The sequence below is a fragment of the Arthrobacter sp. 05T47 genome, from assembly GCF_056395825.1.
This window is the reverse complement of the sequence record NZ_JBFTKG010000012.1, coordinates 52,078-71,014: the sequence shown is the minus strand read 5'-3', so window position 1 is coordinate 71,014 and position 18,937 is coordinate 52,078. Positions and strand designations below refer to the sequence as shown.

The window sequence follows — 18,937 nt, the reverse complement described above, 5'->3', positions numbered from 1 at the left end:
CGCTTACGTCCAGGCCATCTTGAGGGCCCGCCAGGCGTCGTCGTCGAGCATGCTGGACGGTGTGACGGCGACGGCGGCCGCCCCGCCGGAGACGGCGGCCTCCAGCCCGGCCGCCAGGTCCGCGGCCGGGATACGCCCATCTTTGGCCCACATCCCGACCGAGATGGCGAACTTGCCGGGCCGCTTCGCCATGGCTCTGGCCAGCTCGGCGGAGTAGGAGGGTGCGGCGCCGCTGAGCCCGAAGTAGTCCCACAGGACCAGCCGGTCCGCGGCCGCGGCGAGCAGACCGTAGTCATGGCCGCTTTCGGGCCGGTCGCCGGCAGGATCGTGCCAGGGCGCCCGGACATCCATGTCGAGGGTGGCGCCGTTGGCTTGCGCGGCCGCCGCCGCCCTGGCCACGAGGGCTGCCACGGCCTTCGACCGCCAGGCGCCGAGACTGGGGTGTCCGACGTCGATGTCCCCGTTCGCGAGCCGCGGCCAGTCCGTCCCGCCGGTGGCCAGCAGGTAGGAATCCCGGTCGTCGCCGCCATAGGTGTTGTTGTCGAACATCAGCTCCGTCAAGGCCACGGCGTCCGGCTGGTACCGCCTGGTCACCTCGGCCACGAAATCCACCAGCCGTTCCCCCACGGGCCCCGTTGTGAGGGCGGTGACACTGGCGAAGTCCTTGGAGCGGGTGCCGTCGAAGTTGATGCCCGCCAGGCCCGGATTCGTGCTGATCCAGCCCGGAATCAGCAGGTCGATGGTCAGTGTGATCCTGCGCTTCTTCCCATCGCTGCCGGTCCCCAGGGCATTGACCGCGTCAGCCACGTGGTCACGGCCGGGGACGGCTTCAATCCCGGGGTGGGCGTCCCAGGGGAAAGCCGTCCAGTCCAGCCGCCCGACGCTGATGGTGACGCTGTTGGCGTTCACCTCGTCGAGCCGCCTGGCCAGTTCCGGCAGCGTCGAGCCTGCCTCGACCACGGTCTCGTAGCCGACGCCGACTGTGCGCTCCGCGGCGGATGCCGTCGGTTCCCGCGGCCCGCCGCATCCCGTGGCAGCGAGCGCCAGTACCGACAGGAGCGCCAGGGCAGGGACGCCGGCAGGCCTGCGCCTCAAACGCTGACCTCCGCGCGCCCCGCCGAGGCTTTGACGCTGACCACTCCGGTCCGCGCCAGCTTGTTCCAGCGCGCCTCCGTGCCGAGCAGTTCCTGCACCAGCGCGGCCACCATGGTCAGGCTCGTGAATACCGAATAGAGCGGGATGAGCGGAAGTGCCCAGACATGCCGCAGGTCCTTCCACGCCCTGTTCATGGCGAGGGCAAACACCGTGAGCAGCACGGTGATGAACAGCCCCACCCAGCCAAGGACTGCCCAGACGTCGGCGCCGACCGGGCTGCGGCCCAGCGCCATGAGGAAGACCAGATCCAGGAGCACCAGGATCTGGAGCACCGGCAGGACCACCATGGTGATGGTGTTGAAGAGCAGGTACGCGCCGAACGGGCCGTGCCGGGGGTTGCCGATCATGCCCTTGTGGACGCCCATGGTCTGCAGCAGCCCGCGGGCCCAGCGGACCCGCTGGCGCCAGAGCGCACGGACGGTTGACGGTGACTCGGCATAGACCAGCGCGCGGGGAGCGAAGACCACCCGGTAGCCGGCCTTGTGCACCCGCCAGGTGAGTTCCAGGTCCTCGCCCACGGTGTCTTCGCGGAACGGCCCGATTTCCTCCAGCACCCGACGGGGAAACGCCCCGATATTGCCGGAGACGATCGGAAGACAGCGGATCATGGTCAGTGCCCGGCGGACCATCCCGGTGCCGACATGGCTGATGAACGCCAGCATCCGGGTCTGGACCCGGTTCAGGTTCACCGGCCGGTCATCGCCGCACACGGCCCCGGTGCGCGCATCAGCGAAGCCCTGGAGCATCCGCTGGACCGTGCGCTGGGAAAAGATCCCGTCGGCGTCGACAAACATGAGGATGTCGCCGGTGGCCTTCCGGATGCCCAGGTTCAGGGCGGCCCCCTTACCGGCGTTGGCCTGCGTCAGGACCGTGATCCGCGGATCCGCAGCGGCGAGACGGTGCATCAGCTCGGCCGTATTGTCAGTGGAGCCGTCATCGACGAGCACCACCTCGTACCGGTCGTACCGGGTGAGCTGGATCGAGCGGACGCAGTTTTCGATCACGGTCGCCTCGTTGAACGCCGGGACAATGATCGAAACGCTGGGCCACTCATCGAGAAGGGTGGGCGTTTCGCGCCGGCGGCGCCGCGCTGCCCGGAGTTCGAATCCGACGGACAGCGGCAGCACGAGCAGTTTCACGAGCCCGAACACCAGGATTGGCAGGCCGAGAAGGAGCAAGAGGAACTCGGCCCCGGGGACGGCTGATGTGGAGGCTGATTCAAACCAGGACATCGGCGTACGCTCCTGCGCTTTGCCGGAAGGACGCCGGGTTAAAGGCTGGCAGGGCAAACGAGGCCAGGACGGCGTCGAGCAGTTCCGGGGCCCGCTCGCTGTTCGCGCCGAACCGTGCGTTCACTTCAAGAACCACGGGGGTCCCGTCGGCACGCCGGCGGACGTCGACGTCGACGGGGCCGGTGAGGCCCAGCGAGCTGACGGCGGCCATCGCCACGTTGCCGACGTCCACGGACTCGCCGGCTTCGACGCGGCGGGTGGTCACGGCGTTGCCCACGTTGCCCTGAGCCAGTTCGGTTTTCTCGACGACGACGACGAAAGGCGTGGTCCCGTTGCGCGCCGGCGTGCCGAACACCATGGGGCCGTATTCGGCACCAGGGATGAACTCCTGGACAATCTGGCCTTCCGGCAGGTGGTTCCAGTCCACGTCCTTGCTGCCGTCGATGACCATTACGCCGCGCCCGCCGCGGGAGACCCGCGGCTTGACCACCACGGGGCCCCCGAGCGCAGCCATGGCCGCGGCGGCGTTGGCAAAGTCCCCGGGCACGCCGAATCTCGGCACAGGCACACCGGCAGCGTGCAGCTGCCAGGCCGTGAAGAGCTTGTCGTTGGCCAGGGCCACCGGACCGGGGTCGCCGATGATGACGCGCACCTCGGCCCCGAAGGCGGCACGGAACGCCGCAAGCTGCGGGAGTTCCTCACTCACTGTGGGGATGAGAAGGTTGATGCGCTCCTGGACCACCAGTCTGCGCAGGGTTGAGACCATGTCCGGGTCCGAGGCCGGCGGCACCGGGACGACGGTGACTCCTGCCCCGGCGGGCAGCTCGCGGATATCGGTGCCCAGGACGGGAATGCCGCGGGACTTCAGCTGGGCTGCAAGGGCGCGGCCGGCGGGGCCTCCGGCGCCGGTGACCAGCACACGGGGCTTCACAGCTTTTCCATTTCCGTGCTGAGCAGGCGGACCGGTTCGTAGGCTTCGGCGACCCGGCGCCTCGCCTGTCCTCCGCGGAACGAGGCGATGCCGCGGACCCGTTCGGGCGTCATGTACGGCTTGGCGAGCTGGTCGCTGTGCATCTTGACGGCCTGGACTTTGGCGTCGACGTAGTCGTCGATGTCGACGAAGACACTTGGGCTGAAGTCCCGGGTTGCCGACGGGCTTTCGTAGCAGAGGATCGAGTGGTGCTGGCGGGCCGCGCGGAGCGTGGCCATGTGGACGGCCTGATGGTCCTGGTGCTGGTCATGGTTGGAGTGGGTGAGGATGATGTCCGGGTTGTACCGGGCAATGGCCGATTCGATCACGCCCACCATTTCCTGGCTGTGCCGGCCCAGGTCAGTGTCGGTGAAGTTGTGGTGGGTCATGCCGGTCAGGCCCATGAATGCGGCACCGCGTTGCGCGTCGAGCGAGCGTTCCAGGGCATCGCCGCCGCGGTTGCCATCGCTCATGACGAGCCCCTGCACCTCATGTCCGGAGTCGACGAACTTCGCCAGGGTCCCGCCACAGGCAAGTTCAAGATCGTCGGGGTGGGCACCGATGGCCAGCACCCTGCGGGGCTGGCGGGCCGGGACTCCGCCGGTGCGCAGGGCCGCCAGGGTAACGCCCAGGGACGCGAGCCCGCCAAGCGTGGCCGTGAGGCTGGCAGTCCGCCACAGCTCTGGCGCGTCGAAGATAAGGCAGGCTGCATTTGCCGCCAACAGCGTCGAGCCGGCCAGGAGGCATATCCTGCGGAGCAGTTCGGGGCTGCGCAGACGGCGGTGGAACCATGATCTGCCTAGGCCGACGGCGACCACAAAAGTGATCAGTAAAACAATGAGCAAAACATAAATCGAGACCATGTAAATTCAATTCCTATGTAGAAGTTCGGCACCCCAGTGCCGGGCCGGATAATGCGGTTTTGATCTTCACGCCGGACCGCAGAATCGGATCCGGCTTTGGGAAATGAGGTGGGCTGTTTCCCGTGGACGTCGGCCGCACCCTTGGCGGGGCATCTGCCGGCGAAGGGTGCAGCTTAGGCGGGCTGTGCGGACACTACGGGGCATTGACCAGCGCTTATGTGGCTCAGCGCAACCGCCCCCCGGCGAATTACGTGACATTGAGAGACCTTCTGGAAACCTCTTGGAAACCTTGGACTTGCTCCTCCAGTAAAGGCGAGAGGCTTATCGGTGCACCCGAGTAGGCCCTACCTGAAACCTCAGCGAATGGTTTAATGGCCGGCGCAGGTAGTACTCGCATTTCGTGTTCCGACTACCCGGTCTGGGCGTTTCGAAGTCCGGGCGCCGACGTAGAGAGTCGCGCGGCACATTTAGCTGGGAATCAGCTCAGGGGAAATTGATAAACAGCCGCGAGTTGTTCGAATCATCCAGGAAAAATACGGCACCGATTCGGCCATACTTTCTTCACGGGTGTGGGGTTGCCGGCGCCGTCAGCCCCGGCGTGCCGGGCCCAGGGACGAACCCTCGTCTACCCGGGGCTCGGGAGTGGCGCCCTGCGCGGTCATTTCGACGGCCCGTTCGACGACGGCGGGCAGCCCGCCTACCCGGAACGGCCCGCGCTGCAGTTGCGAGCCGGTGCCCTCCGCCAGGATCCGGGCGACCCCGTCCCGGACCAGGTCCAGCTCGCCCTGCTCCTGGAGCACGGGGGCCACAAAGTCCACGAGGGCCCAGACCACGTCCGTTGCCGGGGCCGGGGTGAAGGTGCCGAAGTCCAGCAGCTCCCCGCGGAGCCCGCAGTTGCTGGCCTGCCAGGCGGCCATCCGCAACAGCAGCGTGGGCACCGGGGCGGGATCGACGCCGTCGTTCCATTCCCGCGACGCCGACTCCACGAGGGCGCGCACCAGCACGGCGATCAGCGCCGCGTCCTCGGCCCGCAAGCAGACATCGGCGACCCGGACCTCCACGGTGGGATGCTGGCGGGCCAGCCGCGCGTCGAAATAGACCATCCCCTCGTCCATCAGGACGCCGCTTTCCACCAGCCGGGTCACCACCCGCCGGTAGACCGGCAGGCTCCCGAAAATCATCGTGGGACCGGACCCGGGCCAGCGGTTCCACGCCTGGGTGCGGTAGCTTTCGAATCCTGTCTCGGCGCCGTTCCAGTACGGGGAATTGGCGCTGAGGGCTATCAGCACGGCCAGCTTGTCCCGGATCCGGTCCATCACGGCCACGCCCTCCTCCGGGGATTCCACGAAGGTGTGGACGTGCAGGCCGCAGGTCAGCTGGTTCCGGACTGTGAGCCCGAAGCGTTCCTGCATGGTCATGTAGCGCGGCTTGGGCGTCAGGTGGGTCGCGGCGCCCTGGGGCGAGGTGGCCAGGGCTGCGACGCGGCCGCCGTGGACCCGCGCGGCGCGGTCCGCAAGCGCACGGCCGCGCCTGAGCTGCCGGAGCAGTTCGGTGTAGTCCAGGCACGGATGCGTCTGGGTCTCGATCTGTTCGAGCTTGAGCTCGTAGCTGAAGTCGGCGCCGCCCTCGTATACCGGTCTGTGTGGCGGGAGAACCTTGGCGACCTCCTCATGCGGCAGCTGCGGAAGCAGCGTGGGCAGCATGAGATCGGCCAGTGCGAGCAGCATCCCCGACTCGGGATCCACTATCAGCAGTTCTTCCTCCACGCCGAACGTGCGCATGAATCTATTGTGCGTCAGGATCGGCCGAAACGCCCCTCAACCAACGCGGGGTCACTAGTCCTGGAAGTAGTCGATCTTCGCGCCGATGGTGTTGAGCCGCTCGGCCAGGTCCTCGTAGCCGCGCTCAATGACATAGATGTTCCGCAGCTCCGAGACGCCGCGGGCCGCCAGCATGGCCAGCAGCAGGCAGGCGGCGGGACGGAGGGCCGGTGGGCAGCCCACCTCGGCGGCACGCCACTTGGTGGGCCCGTTGACGTAGATACGGTGGGGATCGAGCAGCTGCACCTGGGCGCCCAGCTTGTTCAGCTCGGTCAGGTAGATGGCCCGGTTCTCGTAGACCCAGTCGTGGATCATGGTCTGGCCGTGGGCGTTGGCGGCGATGACCGCGAAGAAGGGCAGGTTGTCGATGTTCAGGCCGGGGAACGGCATGGGGTGGATCTTGTCCTCCGGTGCCCGCAGCTCCGAGGGCTTGGTGGTGACGTCCACCAGGCGGGTGCGGCCGTTGCGGGCAACGTATTCCCCGGAGACCTCGAGCCGCTGGCCCATCTGTTCGAGCGTCGCGAGTTCGATTTCCATGAACTCGATCGGCACACGGCGGATGGTGACTTCCGAGTTCGTCACGATGCCGGCGGTGATGAGGCTCATCGCCTCGATCGGGTCCTCGGACGGGAAGTATTCGATGTCGGCGTCGATCGACGGCCGGCCGGTGATCTCCAGGGTGGTGGTGCCAACCCCCGCGATTTCCACACCGAGCATCTGCAGGTAGAAGCAGAGATCCTGCACCATGTAGTTGGGGCTGGCGTTGCGGATGACGGTGGTGCCGCGGCGGTGGGCTGCGGCCATGATGGCGTTCTCGGTGACGGTGTCGCCGCGTTCGCTCAGCACGAAGGAGCGGTCATGGCCGTCCGACGGCGGGGCCTGGACCGCGTAGAACCCGGACTTCGCCTCCACGCTCAGGCCGAACTGGCGCAGCGCCTGCATGTGCGGCTGCACGGTGCGGGTGCCAAGGTCGCAGCCGCCGGCGTAGGGCAGCTGGTAGGTTTCGGCCTCGTCCAGCAGCGGGCCCAGGAGCATGATGACGCTGCGGGTCCGGCGGGCCGCCTCCACGTCCATGGATGCCAGGTCCAGGACCGCGGGGCGGCGGATCTGGAGGTCGTTGGCGTTGAGCCAGGTGCATTCGACGCCGATGCTGGTCAGCACCTCCACGATCCGGTTGACTTCCTCAATCCGGGCGAGCCGCCGCAGCGTAGTGGTGCCGCGGTTAATGAGGCTGGCGCACAAAAGCGCGACGCCGGCATTCTTGCTGCTGTTGACGTCCACCGCGCCGGAGAGGGTGCGGCCGCCCTCGACACGCAGGTGCGTCATCTGGGGCCGGCCCACCTTGACGATGCTGTGCCCGACGATCGCCTCCAGGCGCTGGATCATCTTCAGGCTCAGGTTCTGCTTGCCCTGTTCCATCCGGGCAATGGCGCTCTGGCTCGTGCCGAGCTCGGCGGCAAGTTGTCCCTGGGTCCAGCCCTTGGCCCCGCGCGCTTCGCGGAGCAGGAGGCCTACGTGTTCGGCAGTCGGTTGAGTCATTTCCCGAAAATATCACGCATGAGCTACGCCTTGCCGCAATTGCGGCCGGAATGGCGCCAATCTCACACAAATACCCGAACCATGCGATAACCGCCGACCTGCACAGCAAAAACCGCCGGCCTGCGGCGGGCCGTGCCGGCTGGGCCGGCTACTGGCGGGCGAGGAAAACCAGGTTCCAGGTGCCCGCGCCGAGGGCCGCTGCGACGGCGGCTGCCGCGATACCGAGCCCGCCCAGGAGCACCCAGGCGTCGAGCCCGCTGAACGTGGACGGCCTGGCCCAGGTGCGGGCGGCGCCGCCGAACCCGCGCGCCTCCATGGTCACCGCGAGCCGGGACGCGCTCCGGATCGCCTGCACCAGCAGGCCGAAGCTCTGGCCCAGGGCGGCGCGGAACCGCTGGTAGGGGTTCCCGCTCGAGCCCACGCCCCGGGCCCGCCGGGCCATGCCGATAGTCTGCCACTGCTCGGCCATGATCCCGACCAGCCGCATGGCGGCCAGGGTGCCCAGGACGAACCGGTGCGGCAGTTTTGCGTTCTGGGCCAGGGGGTCGGCGAGGTCGGTGGGGTCGGTGCAGCTCATCAGCAGCACCGCCGGCAGTGCGATCGCGAGCCCGCGGAGCATGAAGCCGATCCCCAGCTGCAGGGAGCCGGCGCTGATGGACCAGATCCCGACGTCGACGAGGATGGCCCCTGCGTCGGGCGCCAGGATGGCGGTGCTCCAGCCGCCCAGCGCCGCCGCGAGGATCAGCGGCCAGCCGCGCTGCCACAGCAGGGCCAGGGTGAGGCCGGCCAACGGCAGGAGCAGCAGTTCGAAGGCCAGGGCCACCGACGCCGAGACCCAGTCGATGGACAGCGCCAGGACCAGGGTGATCAGGAAGACCGCTGCGAACTTGGCGAGCGGGTTGGCGCGGGTCAGCATCGCGTGGTTGCCGCGAAGGCTCAGTGTGTCCCTCATGGTGAGGCCCTCTCCGGGAGTTCAAGGTCCGGGCCGGGAGCGTCTGCGGCGGCAGTTTCCCGCGGCCGGAGGCGGAGTTCCGTGCCGCCAAGTACGGCGCTGAATTCGGCGTCGTGCGTCACGGACACGACGGCGGTGCCGGCGTCGAGGAGTTCGGACAGGAATGAGGCGAGTTCGGCCCAGGTGTTGGCGTCCTGGCCGAAGGTGGGCTCGTCCAGGACCAGCACCCGCGGATGCGCCGCGAGCACGGTGGCGACCGACAGGCGCCGCTTCTCGCCGCCGGAGAGCGTGTAGGGGTTGGCGTCGACGAGTTCCGTCAGCCGCAGCCGTTCCAGCAGCTCAGCGACGCGGTCTTCGCCGTAGCCGAGGTGGCGGGGGCCGAACATGAGCTCATCGAGGACCTTGCCGGTGACGAACTGGTGCTCGGGTTCCTGGAACACGGTTCCGATCCTGGCGATCAGCTGCTGGGCCTTCCACCGGTACGGGTCGGTTCCGGCGCCGCCCGCGGCACCCGCGCCGGGGCCGCCGCTGAGGCCCGCGCTGAGACCGCCGCTGAGACCAGGCGCGGCCGTGACCGTCCCCGCAACGGGCCGCAGGAGACCGGCGAGCGTCAGCGCCAGGGTGGACTTCCCCGAGCCGTTCGGCCCCGTGATGGTCAGGGCCTCCCCGGCACGGACCTGGGCAGATACCCCGGACTGGACCGGACGCGGCGCGATCGTGCGGAACCGCTCGCGCAGCCCGGCCCGCCGCGGCCGCTCGCGGGACACCGCGAGGCCTTCCGCCTCCAGCAGGAGCTGACCTGCGCCGGGCGCCTGCCGCCGCGCCCGCGTTGCCGGCACGTGGCCCGGGACCCACACGCCGGCACCGATGAGCATGTCCCGCGCCTGGGCCAGGACCCGGTCCGGCGGCCCGTCGATCAGGACCCCGGAGTCCGTGGCGGAGCCGGGCTGGAGCACCACGATCCGGTCAACCAGGTCCTTCCAGACCGCCACCCGGTGCTCCACGACCACCAGGGTGGCGCCGGTCTTGTCCAGGCAGCGGCCCACGGCGTCGCGGACCTCCAGAACGCCCGCGGGGTCCAGGTTGGCCGTCGGCTCATCAAGCAGCAGCAGCCCTGGCCGCATCGCGAGGATCCCGGCGAGCGCCAACCGCTGCTTTTGTCCCCCGGAGAGCGCCGACGTCGGATGGTCCAGCGGCAGCCTGCCCAGGCCGACGTCCTCGAGCGCCTCGCCCACCCGAGGCCAGATCTCCTCCGCCGGGACGGCGAGGTTCTCAGCCCCGAAGGCGACGTCGTCGCCGAGGCGGGACAGCACCACCTGCGTTTCCGGGTCCTGCTGCACCAGCCCGGCGCGGCCGCGCTGCGCCCGCGGCGGGACCCCGTCGATCAGCAGGCTTCCGGTCTCGTCGGAATCTTCGGAGTCGCCGGAGTCGCCGGAAGGCCCGGCCGGGCCGTCCCCCAGCACGCCGGCCAGGGCGTGGAGCAGCGTCGATTTGCCGGCGCCGGAGGGGCCGAGCAGGAGCACGCGCTCCCCCGGCCGGATGTCCAGGTCAAGGCCGCTGACCGCGGGCCGGGGCCTTCCGGCGTGCCGCCAGCCCCAGCCGCGGGCCGTGACGGCGGCCGGCCTGACTTCCGGTGAAGGTCTCATGAGTCGTCTGCAGGTTTCAGATGTAGGTTCAGCAGTCGACTCAGGAGAAGACGGGCTCCGTGGCGGCCTTGCGGGAGGCAAAGGAGCCCAGCACGCCTGTCTTGGCCAGGCCTCGGGTGGCGAGCCAGGACAGTCCGCCGGCAATCACTGCACCGGAGATGGTGGTGAAGACGATGTAGGCGAGCTTGTCGCCGGCTTCGTAGGCGATGTTCCAGCCCCACGGGAGGAAGGAATCGTTCAGGCCGCAGAAGAGGCCCGCACCCGCCCCGGCCAGCAGAGATACCGGCAGGTTGAACTTCGTGTAGAGGAAGGCCGCGAAGACCAGCTCCGCGCCAAGGCCCTGCAGCACACCGGAGATCAGCACCGTGGTGCCGTACTGGGAACCCATGATGAGCTCGCCCGTGGCCGCCACGCTCTCGCAGAAGAGCGCCGCACCCGGCTTGCGGATGATGAGCATGCCCAATACGGCCGGAATCATCCAGCCGCCGGCGTAGAGTCCGCTGAGCGGCGGGTAGATGGCGTTGACCGGGGTTGAAATCAGGTTCGCGCCCTGGGACCAGGCCCAGAAGATGACGCCGCCGGCAACGGCGATCAAGGCGGCCACCACAATGTCCACCACACGCCAGGTGTAGTTGCGGCGGGCGGCTGGGCGGCTGGTGGAACCATGCTGTGCTGAAATATCTGTCATGTCGTCCTCCTGAGGAACAGGAGGGGAGGATGCTCCGGCCGGTTCGGCTTCCGCCGCCCTCCGCGCACCCTGAGATCTCGACTCCCTTGCGCCGGTACTAACCGGATCAGGTTCGAGGGTCTGCGGCTGTCCGCACTCTCAGCGCCCACCAGCGGTTTTCCCCGGATTTTTCCGGCGATGCCCGACGGCGGCGCTCCCCTGTCGTAAATTATTCTGCCCTTGTGGGCTGGCTCAGTTTACACCCGGACGGCCGGGTTTTCAGTGGCGTGCCGTCACAATCCGCGGCCGGGCAAAGCCGGTCGCCGCGGCCGGGAATTGCCGCTTGGTAGAGTCGACGTGTCGGACACCCGGACCCGCCTGCGGGCGGCCCAGTCACGCACCGGAAAGCTGGACTATTTTGACGCTCACACCAGATCCCTCCGGGGAATACGACCCCGATTCGAGCGAGCCGCAGCCGCAGGGATCCCTCGCGGCGCTCATCGGCCGCGTGCTGGCCGAGATGGAGGCCCTCCAGTTCGCCTCGTTCAGCAAGGACGATGCCCTGGACCTCGGACTCCTCCTCGTAGAGCTGGGCAGGCAACGCTCGCTGCCCATCGCCGTCGACATCACCAAGGGCGAGCAGGTGCTCTTCCACGCCGCGCTGGACGGCGCCACGCCGGACAACGAACGCTGGATCAACGCCAAGAAGCGCACGGCCATGCGTTACGAGGTCCCGTCCCTGCTGGTGGGCCTGCGCGCCCGCGCTGCCGGCGGCAGGATCGAGGACAACGCCTGGTTCGACCAGATGGAGTTCGCCGCCCACGGCGGAGCGTTTCCCATTTACGTCCGCGGCACGGGCGCCGTCGCGGTCGTCACCGTCTCCGGCCTGCCCCAGAAGGCGGACCACGATCTTGTTGTCGAGGCCCTGCGGAACGTCCTCACACCGGAACGCTAGGCTGGGGGTAGCCCCTGTTCCCGCCCCAAGGAGACCGAAGAATGACCATCCTCATCAAGCTGCTCGGCACTGGCGTCAGCCTCGCGGCCGGCTTTGCCGGCACCAAGCTGGTGGACACCATCTGGGAAAAGTCCACGGGCAACAAGCCGCCCAAGGGCCACGACGACGACGTCCCCACCACGCTGCGCACGGCATTGACGTTCGCCCTGATCTCGGCATCGGTCAGCGCCATCATCCAGGTGCTCGCCAACCGCGGCACGCAGCGGGCGATCACCCGCTTCTCCAAAACCCAGGACATCGTCTAAACAGGCATCGTATGGCCGGACATCGTCAGGGCGGCTCGGGCTGCGCGGACCTGGCTGGACGGACCTGGCTGGCCCCCTCCGGATTAGACGCTGCGGTCAGCCGTTTCGGTCAGCCGGCGTCGCCGTCGTCCGCTCCGTGCTTGGCGGCCGCCTGCTGGACCACTGCCTCGAGCTCGTCGGAGGTCAGCAGCTCCGGGTGCAGGTGCTTGGTCCGGTAACCGGCCCGGCCCACCATGTGGGCCGATACGGGGACGGTCAGCAGCTGGAAGAGCCACGCCACCACCAGCACGGGCCACACCCACCAGGTGCGCATCTGCAGGCCAAGGGCCGCCAGCAGCAGGAACAGTCCCAGGACCTGCGGTTTGGTGGCGGCATGCATCCGGCTCATGAGGTCCGGGAAGCGCAACAGCCCGACAGCGGCGCCGAGGGACATGAGGGCGCCGGTCACCATGAACACGGCCGAGACGGAGTCGATCACTGTGTCAGGATTCACGGACGCTCTCCCTCCGGTCGGCCACGAACCGGGCGAAGGTGACCGAGCCGACGAAGCCGATCAGGGAGATCGCCACCAGCAGCATCAGGTTGTTCAGGTGCCGGTTGGCAGCCATGTCGATGCACAGGGCCGCGCCGAAGATGGCCAGCAGCACGTCGGCGGCGAGGACACGGTCCAGCAGTGAGGGGCCCCGCGCGATCCGGATGATCGCCCCCAGCGCGGCAAGGGAAAGTACGACGGCGGTCACCGTCAGGACGATCTGCATCATGCGGTGACCTCCTGGGTAAGGGCGGAGAGTTCGTCTTTGGAGCCCATGATCCTGATCAGCCCCGCCTCGGTGTCCCGGACCTCCTTGCGCAGCTTGGCCGCGTCCTGGGCGTTGCGGACGTTGATGCCGTGGATGTAGAGCGTGGACGTGGACCTGTCCACCTCCACCACAAGGGATCCCGGAATCAGGGAGATCACGTGCCCGGTGGCCGTGACCAGGAGGTCGGAATGGCTCCGCAGCGGCACGGCGACGATTGCGCTGACGACTTTGGGGCCGCGGGCCACGGCGAGGTACAGGACCTGGAAGCTGGCCGCGACGACTTTTCCTAGGAAGATGAGGACGAAGGGGACGGCGCGGAGCACGTTGAAGCGGCCGCCGAGCTCCACCGGGGGCAGGTAGAAAATGCGTGCCACGAGCACGGCGATGAGGGCCCCGAAGAGGAGATTGCCGGGGCTGAAGTTCTGCCACAATGCGCCCCAGACGAAAACCAGCCACACCAGCAGCGGCAGTTCTTGGCGCAGCGAGATCCTTTTCCGGCTCATTTCCCGCCGCCCTGCTCCTGGACCTGGCCGGGCGGGGCCTGCCCTGGCTGGACCTGGCCTAACTGGACCTGACCTGGCACCGGCGGCACAGGTGCGTCCTGGCCCAGCACGGCATGGATGTAGGGGGACCTGTCCAGCATTTCTGCGGCGGACTGGTCTGCCACCCTGAACAGCGGTCCGGCAAAGACCGTCAGGGCCACGCCAAAGACCACCAGGCCCAGGGTGGAGCCCACCATGGTGCGCGGCAGCAGGGTTACGTTCGCCCGGCCGGCCCGGTCCCCGGTGGCGGAGTCCGCCGGGGCCGCCAGGAGCACCGGATCGGGGTGTTCGGCGTCCTCGGGCTTGCGCCAGAACGCCCGGTTCCAGACCCTCGCGATCGCCAGCAGGGTCAGCAGGCTGGTCAGCACGCCGCCGATCACCAGGGCGTAGGCCAGCGGCGTGCCCAGCTCGACGCCCGCCTGAAGGAGCCCCAGCTTGCCCAGGAAGCCCGAGAACGGCGGGATGCCGGCCAGGTTCATGGCGGGGATGAAGAACAGGACTCCCAAAACCGGGGAGAGTTTGGCCAGTCCGGCCACGCGGTCCATGGACGAGCTGCCGCCGCGGCGTTCAATCAGGCCGGTCACCAGGAACAGGCTGGTCTGGATGGTGATGTGGTGGGCCACGTAGAAGACCGCGGCGCCCAGGCCGGCCACCGTGGACATGGCCAGGCCAAAGACCATGTAGCCAATGTGGCTGACCAGGGTGAAGGACAGGAGCCTCTTGATGTCACTTTGGGCCAGGGCGCCGAGGATGCCCACCACCATGGTCAGCAGCGCCGCGACCATGAGCGGGGCGTTGAGCGCGTCGCCCGGGAAGAGCAGCGTCTCCGTACGGACCATCGCGTAGACGCCCACCTTGGTCAGCAGCCCGGCAAACACGGCGGTGACCGGGGCCGGGGCCGTGGGGTAGGAGTCAGGGAGCCAGAAGGACAGCGGGAACACGGCGGCCTTGATGCCGAAGGCCACCAGCAGCATGACGTGCAGCAGCGTCCGGGTGCCCTGGTCCAGGTCCCCGAGCTTGATGGCGAGGTCCGCCATGTTGATGGTTCCGGTGGCGCCGTAGACCATGGCGATCGCGATCAGGAACAAGACCGAGGACACGACCGAGACCACCACGTAGGTCACGCCGGCCCGGATGCGCGGGCCCGTTCCGCCGAGGGTGATGAGCACGTAGCTGGCCGTCAGCAGGATCTCAAAGCCGACGTAGAGGTTGAAGAGGTCTCCGGAGAGGAAGGCGTTGGACACCCCGGCCACCAGGATCAGGTACGTCGGGTGGAAGATCGAGACGGGCGCGTCACGGTCGCCGTCGGCCATGCCCTGTCCCGTGGCGTAGATCAGCACCGCAAGGCTCACGGCCGAGGACACCACGAGCATGAGCGAGGAGAACTGGTCCACCACCAGCACGATGCCCCAGGGCGGCAGCCATCCGCCGATGTTGACGGCGGTTGTCCCGCCGTCCCAGACGGACGCCAGCAGCAGGCATTCCAGCAGCAGGGTCAAAGACAGGAGGGCGATGCTGACCGCACGCTGGGCACGGGGGTAGCGGATCAGCAGGAACGTCAGGGCGGCGCCCAGGATGGGGAGTACGACGGCGAGCGGGGCAAAGCTKGCGATGTTCACTCTCCGCCTCCTTCCTGTCTGGGGTCCGGTCTGGTGCCCGGTCTGGGGTCAACGTTGAGGGAGCCGGGCTGTTCTTCGGAGGCGGCCTTGTCGGCCCGCACGGGGCGGTCGCCGGACATGACCGCGGCGCTGCTCCCTGCCCCGGCACCGGCAGGTGGACCGGCGGCCGTGGCCGCGGAGCCTGCGCCGTCGGAGCCGACCATGGCCAGCGGGAACTCCGAGGTCTCGACCGGGATCACGGAGTCGTCCTCGGCATCGAAGCTCGGCGTCTCCGCGACGCGGCGGTCCTCGGCGTCGTCCTGGATTTCGTCCTGGCGGGCCAGGACCCAGGTCCGGTAGATGATGCCCAGCATGAACGAGGTAACGGCGAAGGAGATCACGATCGAGGTAAGGATCAGGGCCTGCGGCAGGGGATCGTTGTAATCCCCGGCCGGGATACCCTTCTCGAACATCGGTGCCAGCCCGGAGTAGCCGCCGGTGGCGAGGATCAGCAGGTTGGTGGCGTTGGCCAGCAGCATCAGGCCCAGGAGCACCCTTGTGAGGCTGCGTTCAAGGATCAGGTAGATGCCGCAGGCGTAGAGCGCCCCCATGACCGTCAGCAAGGTCAGATTGACGCTCATGATCTCCCCTTGGCAGCAGTTTCGGCGTCGGTATTTTCGGCGACAGCATTTCCCGCATCAGCGTTTTCCGCTTCGGCGGGTTCCGCATCCGCGAGGCCGCCGGCGGCCTCCCGGTCTTCGGACGGTTCGGGCTGTTCCTCGAAGTGTTCATCGATCTCAGCGCCCAGGCTGCGCAGCACGTCCAGGGCAAGTCCCACCACCACGATGTACACGCCGATGTCGAAGATCGTGGAGGTGACGAACTTGATGTCACCAAAGACGGGCAGCCACAGCTCCACGATCGCGCTCTGGAACACCTGGCCGCCCAGCAGCAGCGGCGTCATCCCGGCGGCCGCCGCCGTGGCCAGGCCGATCCCCAGCAGCGTGCCGGCGCCGACGGGGGTGGCTTCGCGGAGTTCGAAGCGGCCGCCGGCGAGGTAGCGGATGGTCAGGGCGAGGCCGGCGGTGAGGCCGCCGGCGAAGCCGCCACCGGGCAAGTTGTGGCCGGCGAGGAGCAGATAGATGGAGAACACGATCATCGAGTGGAAAATGAGGCGGGTGACCACCTCGAAGATGATCGAGCGGCGTTCGGGCGCGAGGGTCCGGCCGGCCACCAGCCAGGCGTCCCGGGTGGCGGCAGCGAACCGCCGGTTCATCGCCAGGGCGGCGTCATCGCGGGTGCTGCCCCTGGCCCCGGCACGCCGGCCAACAGTGCCTTCCGCGACGGACGCGGACGCCCGGATGCGGTCGCCGCGGCCGCGGACGAAGATGAGGCTGGCCACGCCGGTGGCGGCCAGGGCCAGGACCGAGATCTCGCCAAACGTGTCCCAGGCCCGGATGTCCACCAGGGTCACGTTGACGACGTTGAGGCCGCCGCCGCCCTCGTAGGCCAGTTGCGGGAACTGCAGGGAAACCGGCGGCACCACCCGGGCGCCGAGGGCGTGGATGGCCACGAAAATCATGGTGACGCCGAAGGCCAGGCCGATCACCACCCGGATGACCCGGTATTTCCCTCCGGTGCGGTCGCGCAAGCCCGCGGGAAGGCTCCGCATGGCCAGCACGAACGCCACCAGGATGATGGTTTCGACCAGCATCTGGGTCAGCGCGAGGTCCGGTGCGCCCTGCAGCGCGAACATCAGGGCAATGCCGTAGCCGGTGACAGAGACCATCAGGACGGCCAGGAAGCGTTTGTTGGCGCGGACGGCGGCGAGCGCCCCGATCACGATCCCGGCGCCGGCCACCAGCTGCAGCGGCGAGCCGGGATCAATGAAGTACATATTCGGCGGCAGCGGCTTGTTGGCCAGCAGCAGCGCAGTCAGCGGCAGGGCGAACGCCACGGTCAGGATCACGGAGAGGTAGAAGAACAGCGAACCACGCTGGGTCCGTCCGGTGATCCAGACGGCGGTGTCGTCGAGGGCGCCGATCGTTTGCTGGTAAGCACGGTCGGCGTCGATCCAGCCCGGCACCCTCGACTGCACCCTGGACGCGGCGTTGCGTCCGTAGAACATGGCCAGGCCCAGGGCGAACGTCAGCGCGGTCAGGCCCAGGGCCGGGGTGATGCCGTGCCACAGCGCCAGGTGCCCGGGCGAGGACGTGGCGCCGCCGGCAGCGGAGCCGTCCACAAAGAGCGCCGCATAAGGCTGGACCCAGCCATCAACCGGGACGGGCCATAGTCCGTAGAGGACCGTCAGGAAGCTCAGGATGGCCGGCGCGGCCAGGAAGGCCGGTGTGATCGGCTTGAAGGCTGTGGGCTCCACGCCGGGCTTGAGGGCGAAGGCGCCCCACATGAACCGGGCGCTGTAGGCGAAGGTCAGGACGGAACCCACCACCAGGCCTGCCAGCAGCCAGGGCCCGGTTCCGGACTCGGAGCGGTAGTGCACAAAGGCCTCGAACACGGATTCCTTGGCAACGAAGCCGGCCAGCGGGGGGATGCCCGCCATCGAGGCCGTGCCGATCGCCGCCACGATCGCCAGCGCCCGGGCCGAGCCGTAAACGCCGGACAGCTCGCGGATATCCCGGGTCCCGGACTGGTGGTCGATGATGCCCACCACCAGGAAGAGGGTGGCCTTGAACAGCGCGTGCGCCACGAGCAGGGCGAGTCCGGCCAGCGCGGCCTCGGGGGTGCCGAGGCCCATCACCATGGTCAGGAAGCCCAGCTGGCTCACTGTGCCGTAGGCGAGGATGAGCTTGATGTCGGTTTGCCGGAGGGCCCGGTAGCCGCCCACCAGCATGGTGGTCAGGCCCAGGCCGAGCACGATCGGCAGCCACGGCGGGGCGTCGGCGAATCCGGGTGCCAGGCGGGCCACCAGGTAGATCCCGGCCTTCACCATGGCGGCGGCGTGCAGGTAGGCGCTTACGGGTGTGGGCGCGGCCATCGCGCCGGGGAGCCAGAAGTGGAAGGGCACCAGGGCGGATTTGGTGATCGCACCGATCAGAATAAGGATGACGGCGGCGCTCACGGCTCCCCCGGCCGGGCCGGCGAGCAGGGCGGGGGCCTCGTCCAGGATGGCCTGGATCCGGTAGGTGCCGGCGGATGAACCGAGGATGATCAGCCCCACGAGCATGGCCAGCCCGCCGGCGGTGGTCACCACGAGGGCCTGCAGCGCGGAGCGCCGGGCGGAGAGCCGGGTGCGGGCATAGCCGATCAGCAGATAGGACAGCACCGTGGTGAGTTCCCAGAAGATGAACATGAGCAGGAGGTCATCGGCGGTGACCAGGCCGAACATCGCCCCGGCGAAGGCCAGGAGCTGGGCGCCAAACCCGCCGAGGGAGTCGTCCTTGTCACTGAAATACCGGGCGCAGTACACCAGCACCAGCGCGCCCACACCCAGGATCAGCAGGGACATGACCCAGGCCAGGGCATCCATCCTGAACGCGAGATCCAGCTGCAGCCCGGGAATCCAGGGCACCACTTCGGTGATCGCCCCGGTGGGATCGCCTGCGTCTGAATAAATTGCGTCGTGCTGCAGAACCAGCCACACAAAGGAGCCCGCGGGGACCGCGGCGAGGGCGAAGAACGCGTTCCTGCCAAATTTCCGGAACAGCAGCGGGGCCACAGCAGCCACCGCAAACAGCACGGCAAGGACTGTGATCACTGGTGTCTCCGCAACGTCAGAATTTCGATTGTCAGCAAGTTGGAGCAGGCGGTTCATTTGTTAGGTTCGGTGCCGACAGTTTACCAAGCGTGTACAAATTCTTTTGGYCCGGRCGCCGTTCACCGGACAATTCGTAGCAAAAACGAGACCGCAGCCAAACAMTGCGTCGYAAGTCCCG

Annotated in this window: 17 protein-coding genes and 1 riboswitch; of the genes, 2 read left to right on the top strand and 15 right to left on the bottom strand. The window is 68.3% G+C overall.

The window, feature by feature from the left end; genetic code table 11:
• Positions 1-3: 3 nt before the first annotated feature.
• The 9 genes from AC1DEY_RS10905 to AC1DEY_RS10865 form a co-directional block, all read right to left on the bottom strand.
• Positions 4-1,095 (bottom strand): hypothetical protein, encoded by a 1,092-nt coding sequence (locus AC1DEY_RS10905; RefSeq protein WP_476867950.1) that lies wholly within the window; start codon positions 1,093-1,095, stop codon positions 4-6.
• Positions 1,092-2,387 (bottom strand): glycosyltransferase family 2 protein, encoded by a 1,296-nt coding sequence (locus tag AC1DEY_RS10900; protein ID WP_476867949.1) that lies wholly within the window; start codon positions 2,385-2,387, stop codon positions 1,092-1,094. Before AC1DEY_RS10900 ends, AC1DEY_RS10905 begins: the two co-directional genes overlap by 4 nt.
• Entirely contained in the window at positions 2,374-3,318 is a 945-nt protein-coding gene (locus tag AC1DEY_RS10895) for an ATP-grasp domain-containing protein (protein WP_476867948.1), read from the bottom strand. The genes AC1DEY_RS10900 and AC1DEY_RS10895 overlap by 14 nt, the downstream gene beginning before the upstream one ends.
• Positions 3,315-4,220 carry a PIG-L deacetylase family protein gene (locus AC1DEY_RS10890; RefSeq protein WP_476867947.1) on the bottom strand — a complete coding sequence of 302 codons (906 nt, stop codon included), beginning with the start codon at positions 4,218-4,220 and terminating at the stop codon, positions 3,315-3,317. The genes AC1DEY_RS10895 and AC1DEY_RS10890 overlap by 4 nt, the downstream gene beginning before the upstream one ends.
• A gap of 587 nt (positions 4,221-4,807) precedes the next feature.
• Complete coding sequence (locus tag AC1DEY_RS10885; protein ID WP_476867946.1) at positions 4,808-6,001, bottom strand: glutamate--cysteine ligase 2; 1,194 nt, start codon at positions 5,999-6,001, stop codon at positions 4,808-4,810.
• A gap of 54 nt (positions 6,002-6,055) precedes the next feature.
• Complete coding sequence (locus AC1DEY_RS10880; protein ID WP_476867945.1) at positions 6,056-7,579, bottom strand: UDP-N-acetylglucosamine 1-carboxyvinyltransferase; 1,524 nt, start codon at positions 7,577-7,579, stop codon at positions 6,056-6,058.
• A 148-nt stretch (positions 7,580-7,727) separates the two neighbouring features.
• The gene (locus AC1DEY_RS10875) at positions 7,728-8,531 is read right to left on the bottom strand and encodes an energy-coupling factor transporter transmembrane component T family protein (RefSeq protein WP_476867944.1); all 804 of its coding nucleotides are present in this window, start codon (positions 8,529-8,531) and stop codon (positions 7,728-7,730) included.
• The gene (locus AC1DEY_RS10870) at positions 8,528-10,177 is read right to left on the bottom strand and encodes an ABC transporter ATP-binding protein (RefSeq protein WP_476867943.1); all 1,650 of its coding nucleotides are present in this window, start codon (positions 10,175-10,177) and stop codon (positions 8,528-8,530) included. The genes AC1DEY_RS10875 and AC1DEY_RS10870 overlap by 4 nt, the downstream gene beginning before the upstream one ends.
• A gap of 40 nt (positions 10,178-10,217) precedes the next feature.
• Entirely contained in the window at positions 10,218-10,865 is a 648-nt protein-coding gene (locus AC1DEY_RS10865; RefSeq protein ID WP_441409522.1) for an ECF transporter S component, read from the bottom strand.
• A gap of 65 nt (positions 10,866-10,930) precedes the next feature.
• Positions 10,931-11,075, bottom strand: a riboswitch (TPP riboswitch).
• A gap of 187 nt (positions 11,076-11,262) precedes the next feature.
• Here AC1DEY_RS10865 and AC1DEY_RS10860 point away from each other — a divergent pair.
• Together AC1DEY_RS10860 and AC1DEY_RS10855 are read left to right on the top strand one after the other, a co-directional pair.
• Positions 11,263-11,799, top strand: coding sequence for a heme-degrading domain-containing protein (locus tag AC1DEY_RS10860; RefSeq protein ID WP_441409521.1), 537 nt, complete (start codon positions 11,263-11,265; stop codon positions 11,797-11,799).
• A 41-nt stretch (positions 11,800-11,840) separates the two neighbouring features.
• Positions 11,841-12,104 carry a DUF4235 domain-containing protein gene (locus tag AC1DEY_RS10855; RefSeq protein WP_441409520.1) on the top strand — a complete coding sequence of 88 codons (264 nt, stop codon included), beginning with the start codon at positions 11,841-11,843 and terminating at the stop codon, positions 12,102-12,104.
• 109 nt (positions 12,105-12,213) lie between these two features.
• Here the strand turns inward: AC1DEY_RS10855 and mnhG are convergent, their stop codons facing one another.
• Genes mnhG through AC1DEY_RS10825 form a run of 6 tightly spaced genes read right to left on the bottom strand, consistent with a single transcriptional unit; the run spans position 12,214 to position 18,759 of the window.
• Positions 12,214-12,597 carry a monovalent cation/H(+) antiporter subunit G gene (mnhG, locus tag AC1DEY_RS10850; protein WP_476867942.1) on the bottom strand — a complete coding sequence of 128 codons (384 nt, stop codon included), beginning with the start codon at positions 12,595-12,597 and terminating at the stop codon, positions 12,214-12,216.
• Positions 12,587-12,865 (bottom strand): MrpF/PhaF family protein, encoded by a 279-nt coding sequence (locus tag AC1DEY_RS10845; RefSeq protein WP_441409518.1) that lies wholly within the window; start codon positions 12,863-12,865, stop codon positions 12,587-12,589. The genes mnhG and AC1DEY_RS10845 overlap by 11 nt, the downstream gene beginning before the upstream one ends.
• Positions 12,862-13,407 (bottom strand): Na+/H+ antiporter subunit E, encoded by a 546-nt coding sequence (locus tag AC1DEY_RS10840; RefSeq protein ID WP_476867941.1) that lies wholly within the window; start codon positions 13,405-13,407, stop codon positions 12,862-12,864. Before AC1DEY_RS10840 ends, AC1DEY_RS10845 begins: the two co-directional genes overlap by 4 nt.
• Positions 13,404-15,065 carry a Na+/H+ antiporter subunit D gene (locus AC1DEY_RS10835; RefSeq protein ID WP_476867940.1) on the bottom strand — a complete coding sequence of 554 codons (1,662 nt, stop codon included), beginning with the start codon at positions 15,063-15,065 and terminating at the stop codon, positions 13,404-13,406. Before AC1DEY_RS10835 ends, AC1DEY_RS10840 begins: the two co-directional genes overlap by 4 nt.
• On the bottom strand, positions 15,062-15,685 hold the full coding sequence (locus AC1DEY_RS10830) for a Na(+)/H(+) antiporter subunit C (RefSeq protein ID WP_476867939.1): 624 nt from the start codon (positions 15,683-15,685) through the stop codon (positions 15,062-15,064). Before AC1DEY_RS10830 ends, AC1DEY_RS10835 begins: the two co-directional genes overlap by 4 nt.
• Positions 15,682-18,759 carry a Na+/H+ antiporter subunit A gene (locus AC1DEY_RS10825; protein WP_476867938.1) on the bottom strand — a complete coding sequence of 1,026 codons (3,078 nt, stop codon included), beginning with the start codon at positions 18,757-18,759 and terminating at the stop codon, positions 15,682-15,684. Before AC1DEY_RS10825 ends, AC1DEY_RS10830 begins: the two co-directional genes overlap by 4 nt.
• Positions 18,760-18,937 lie beyond the last annotated feature (178 nt).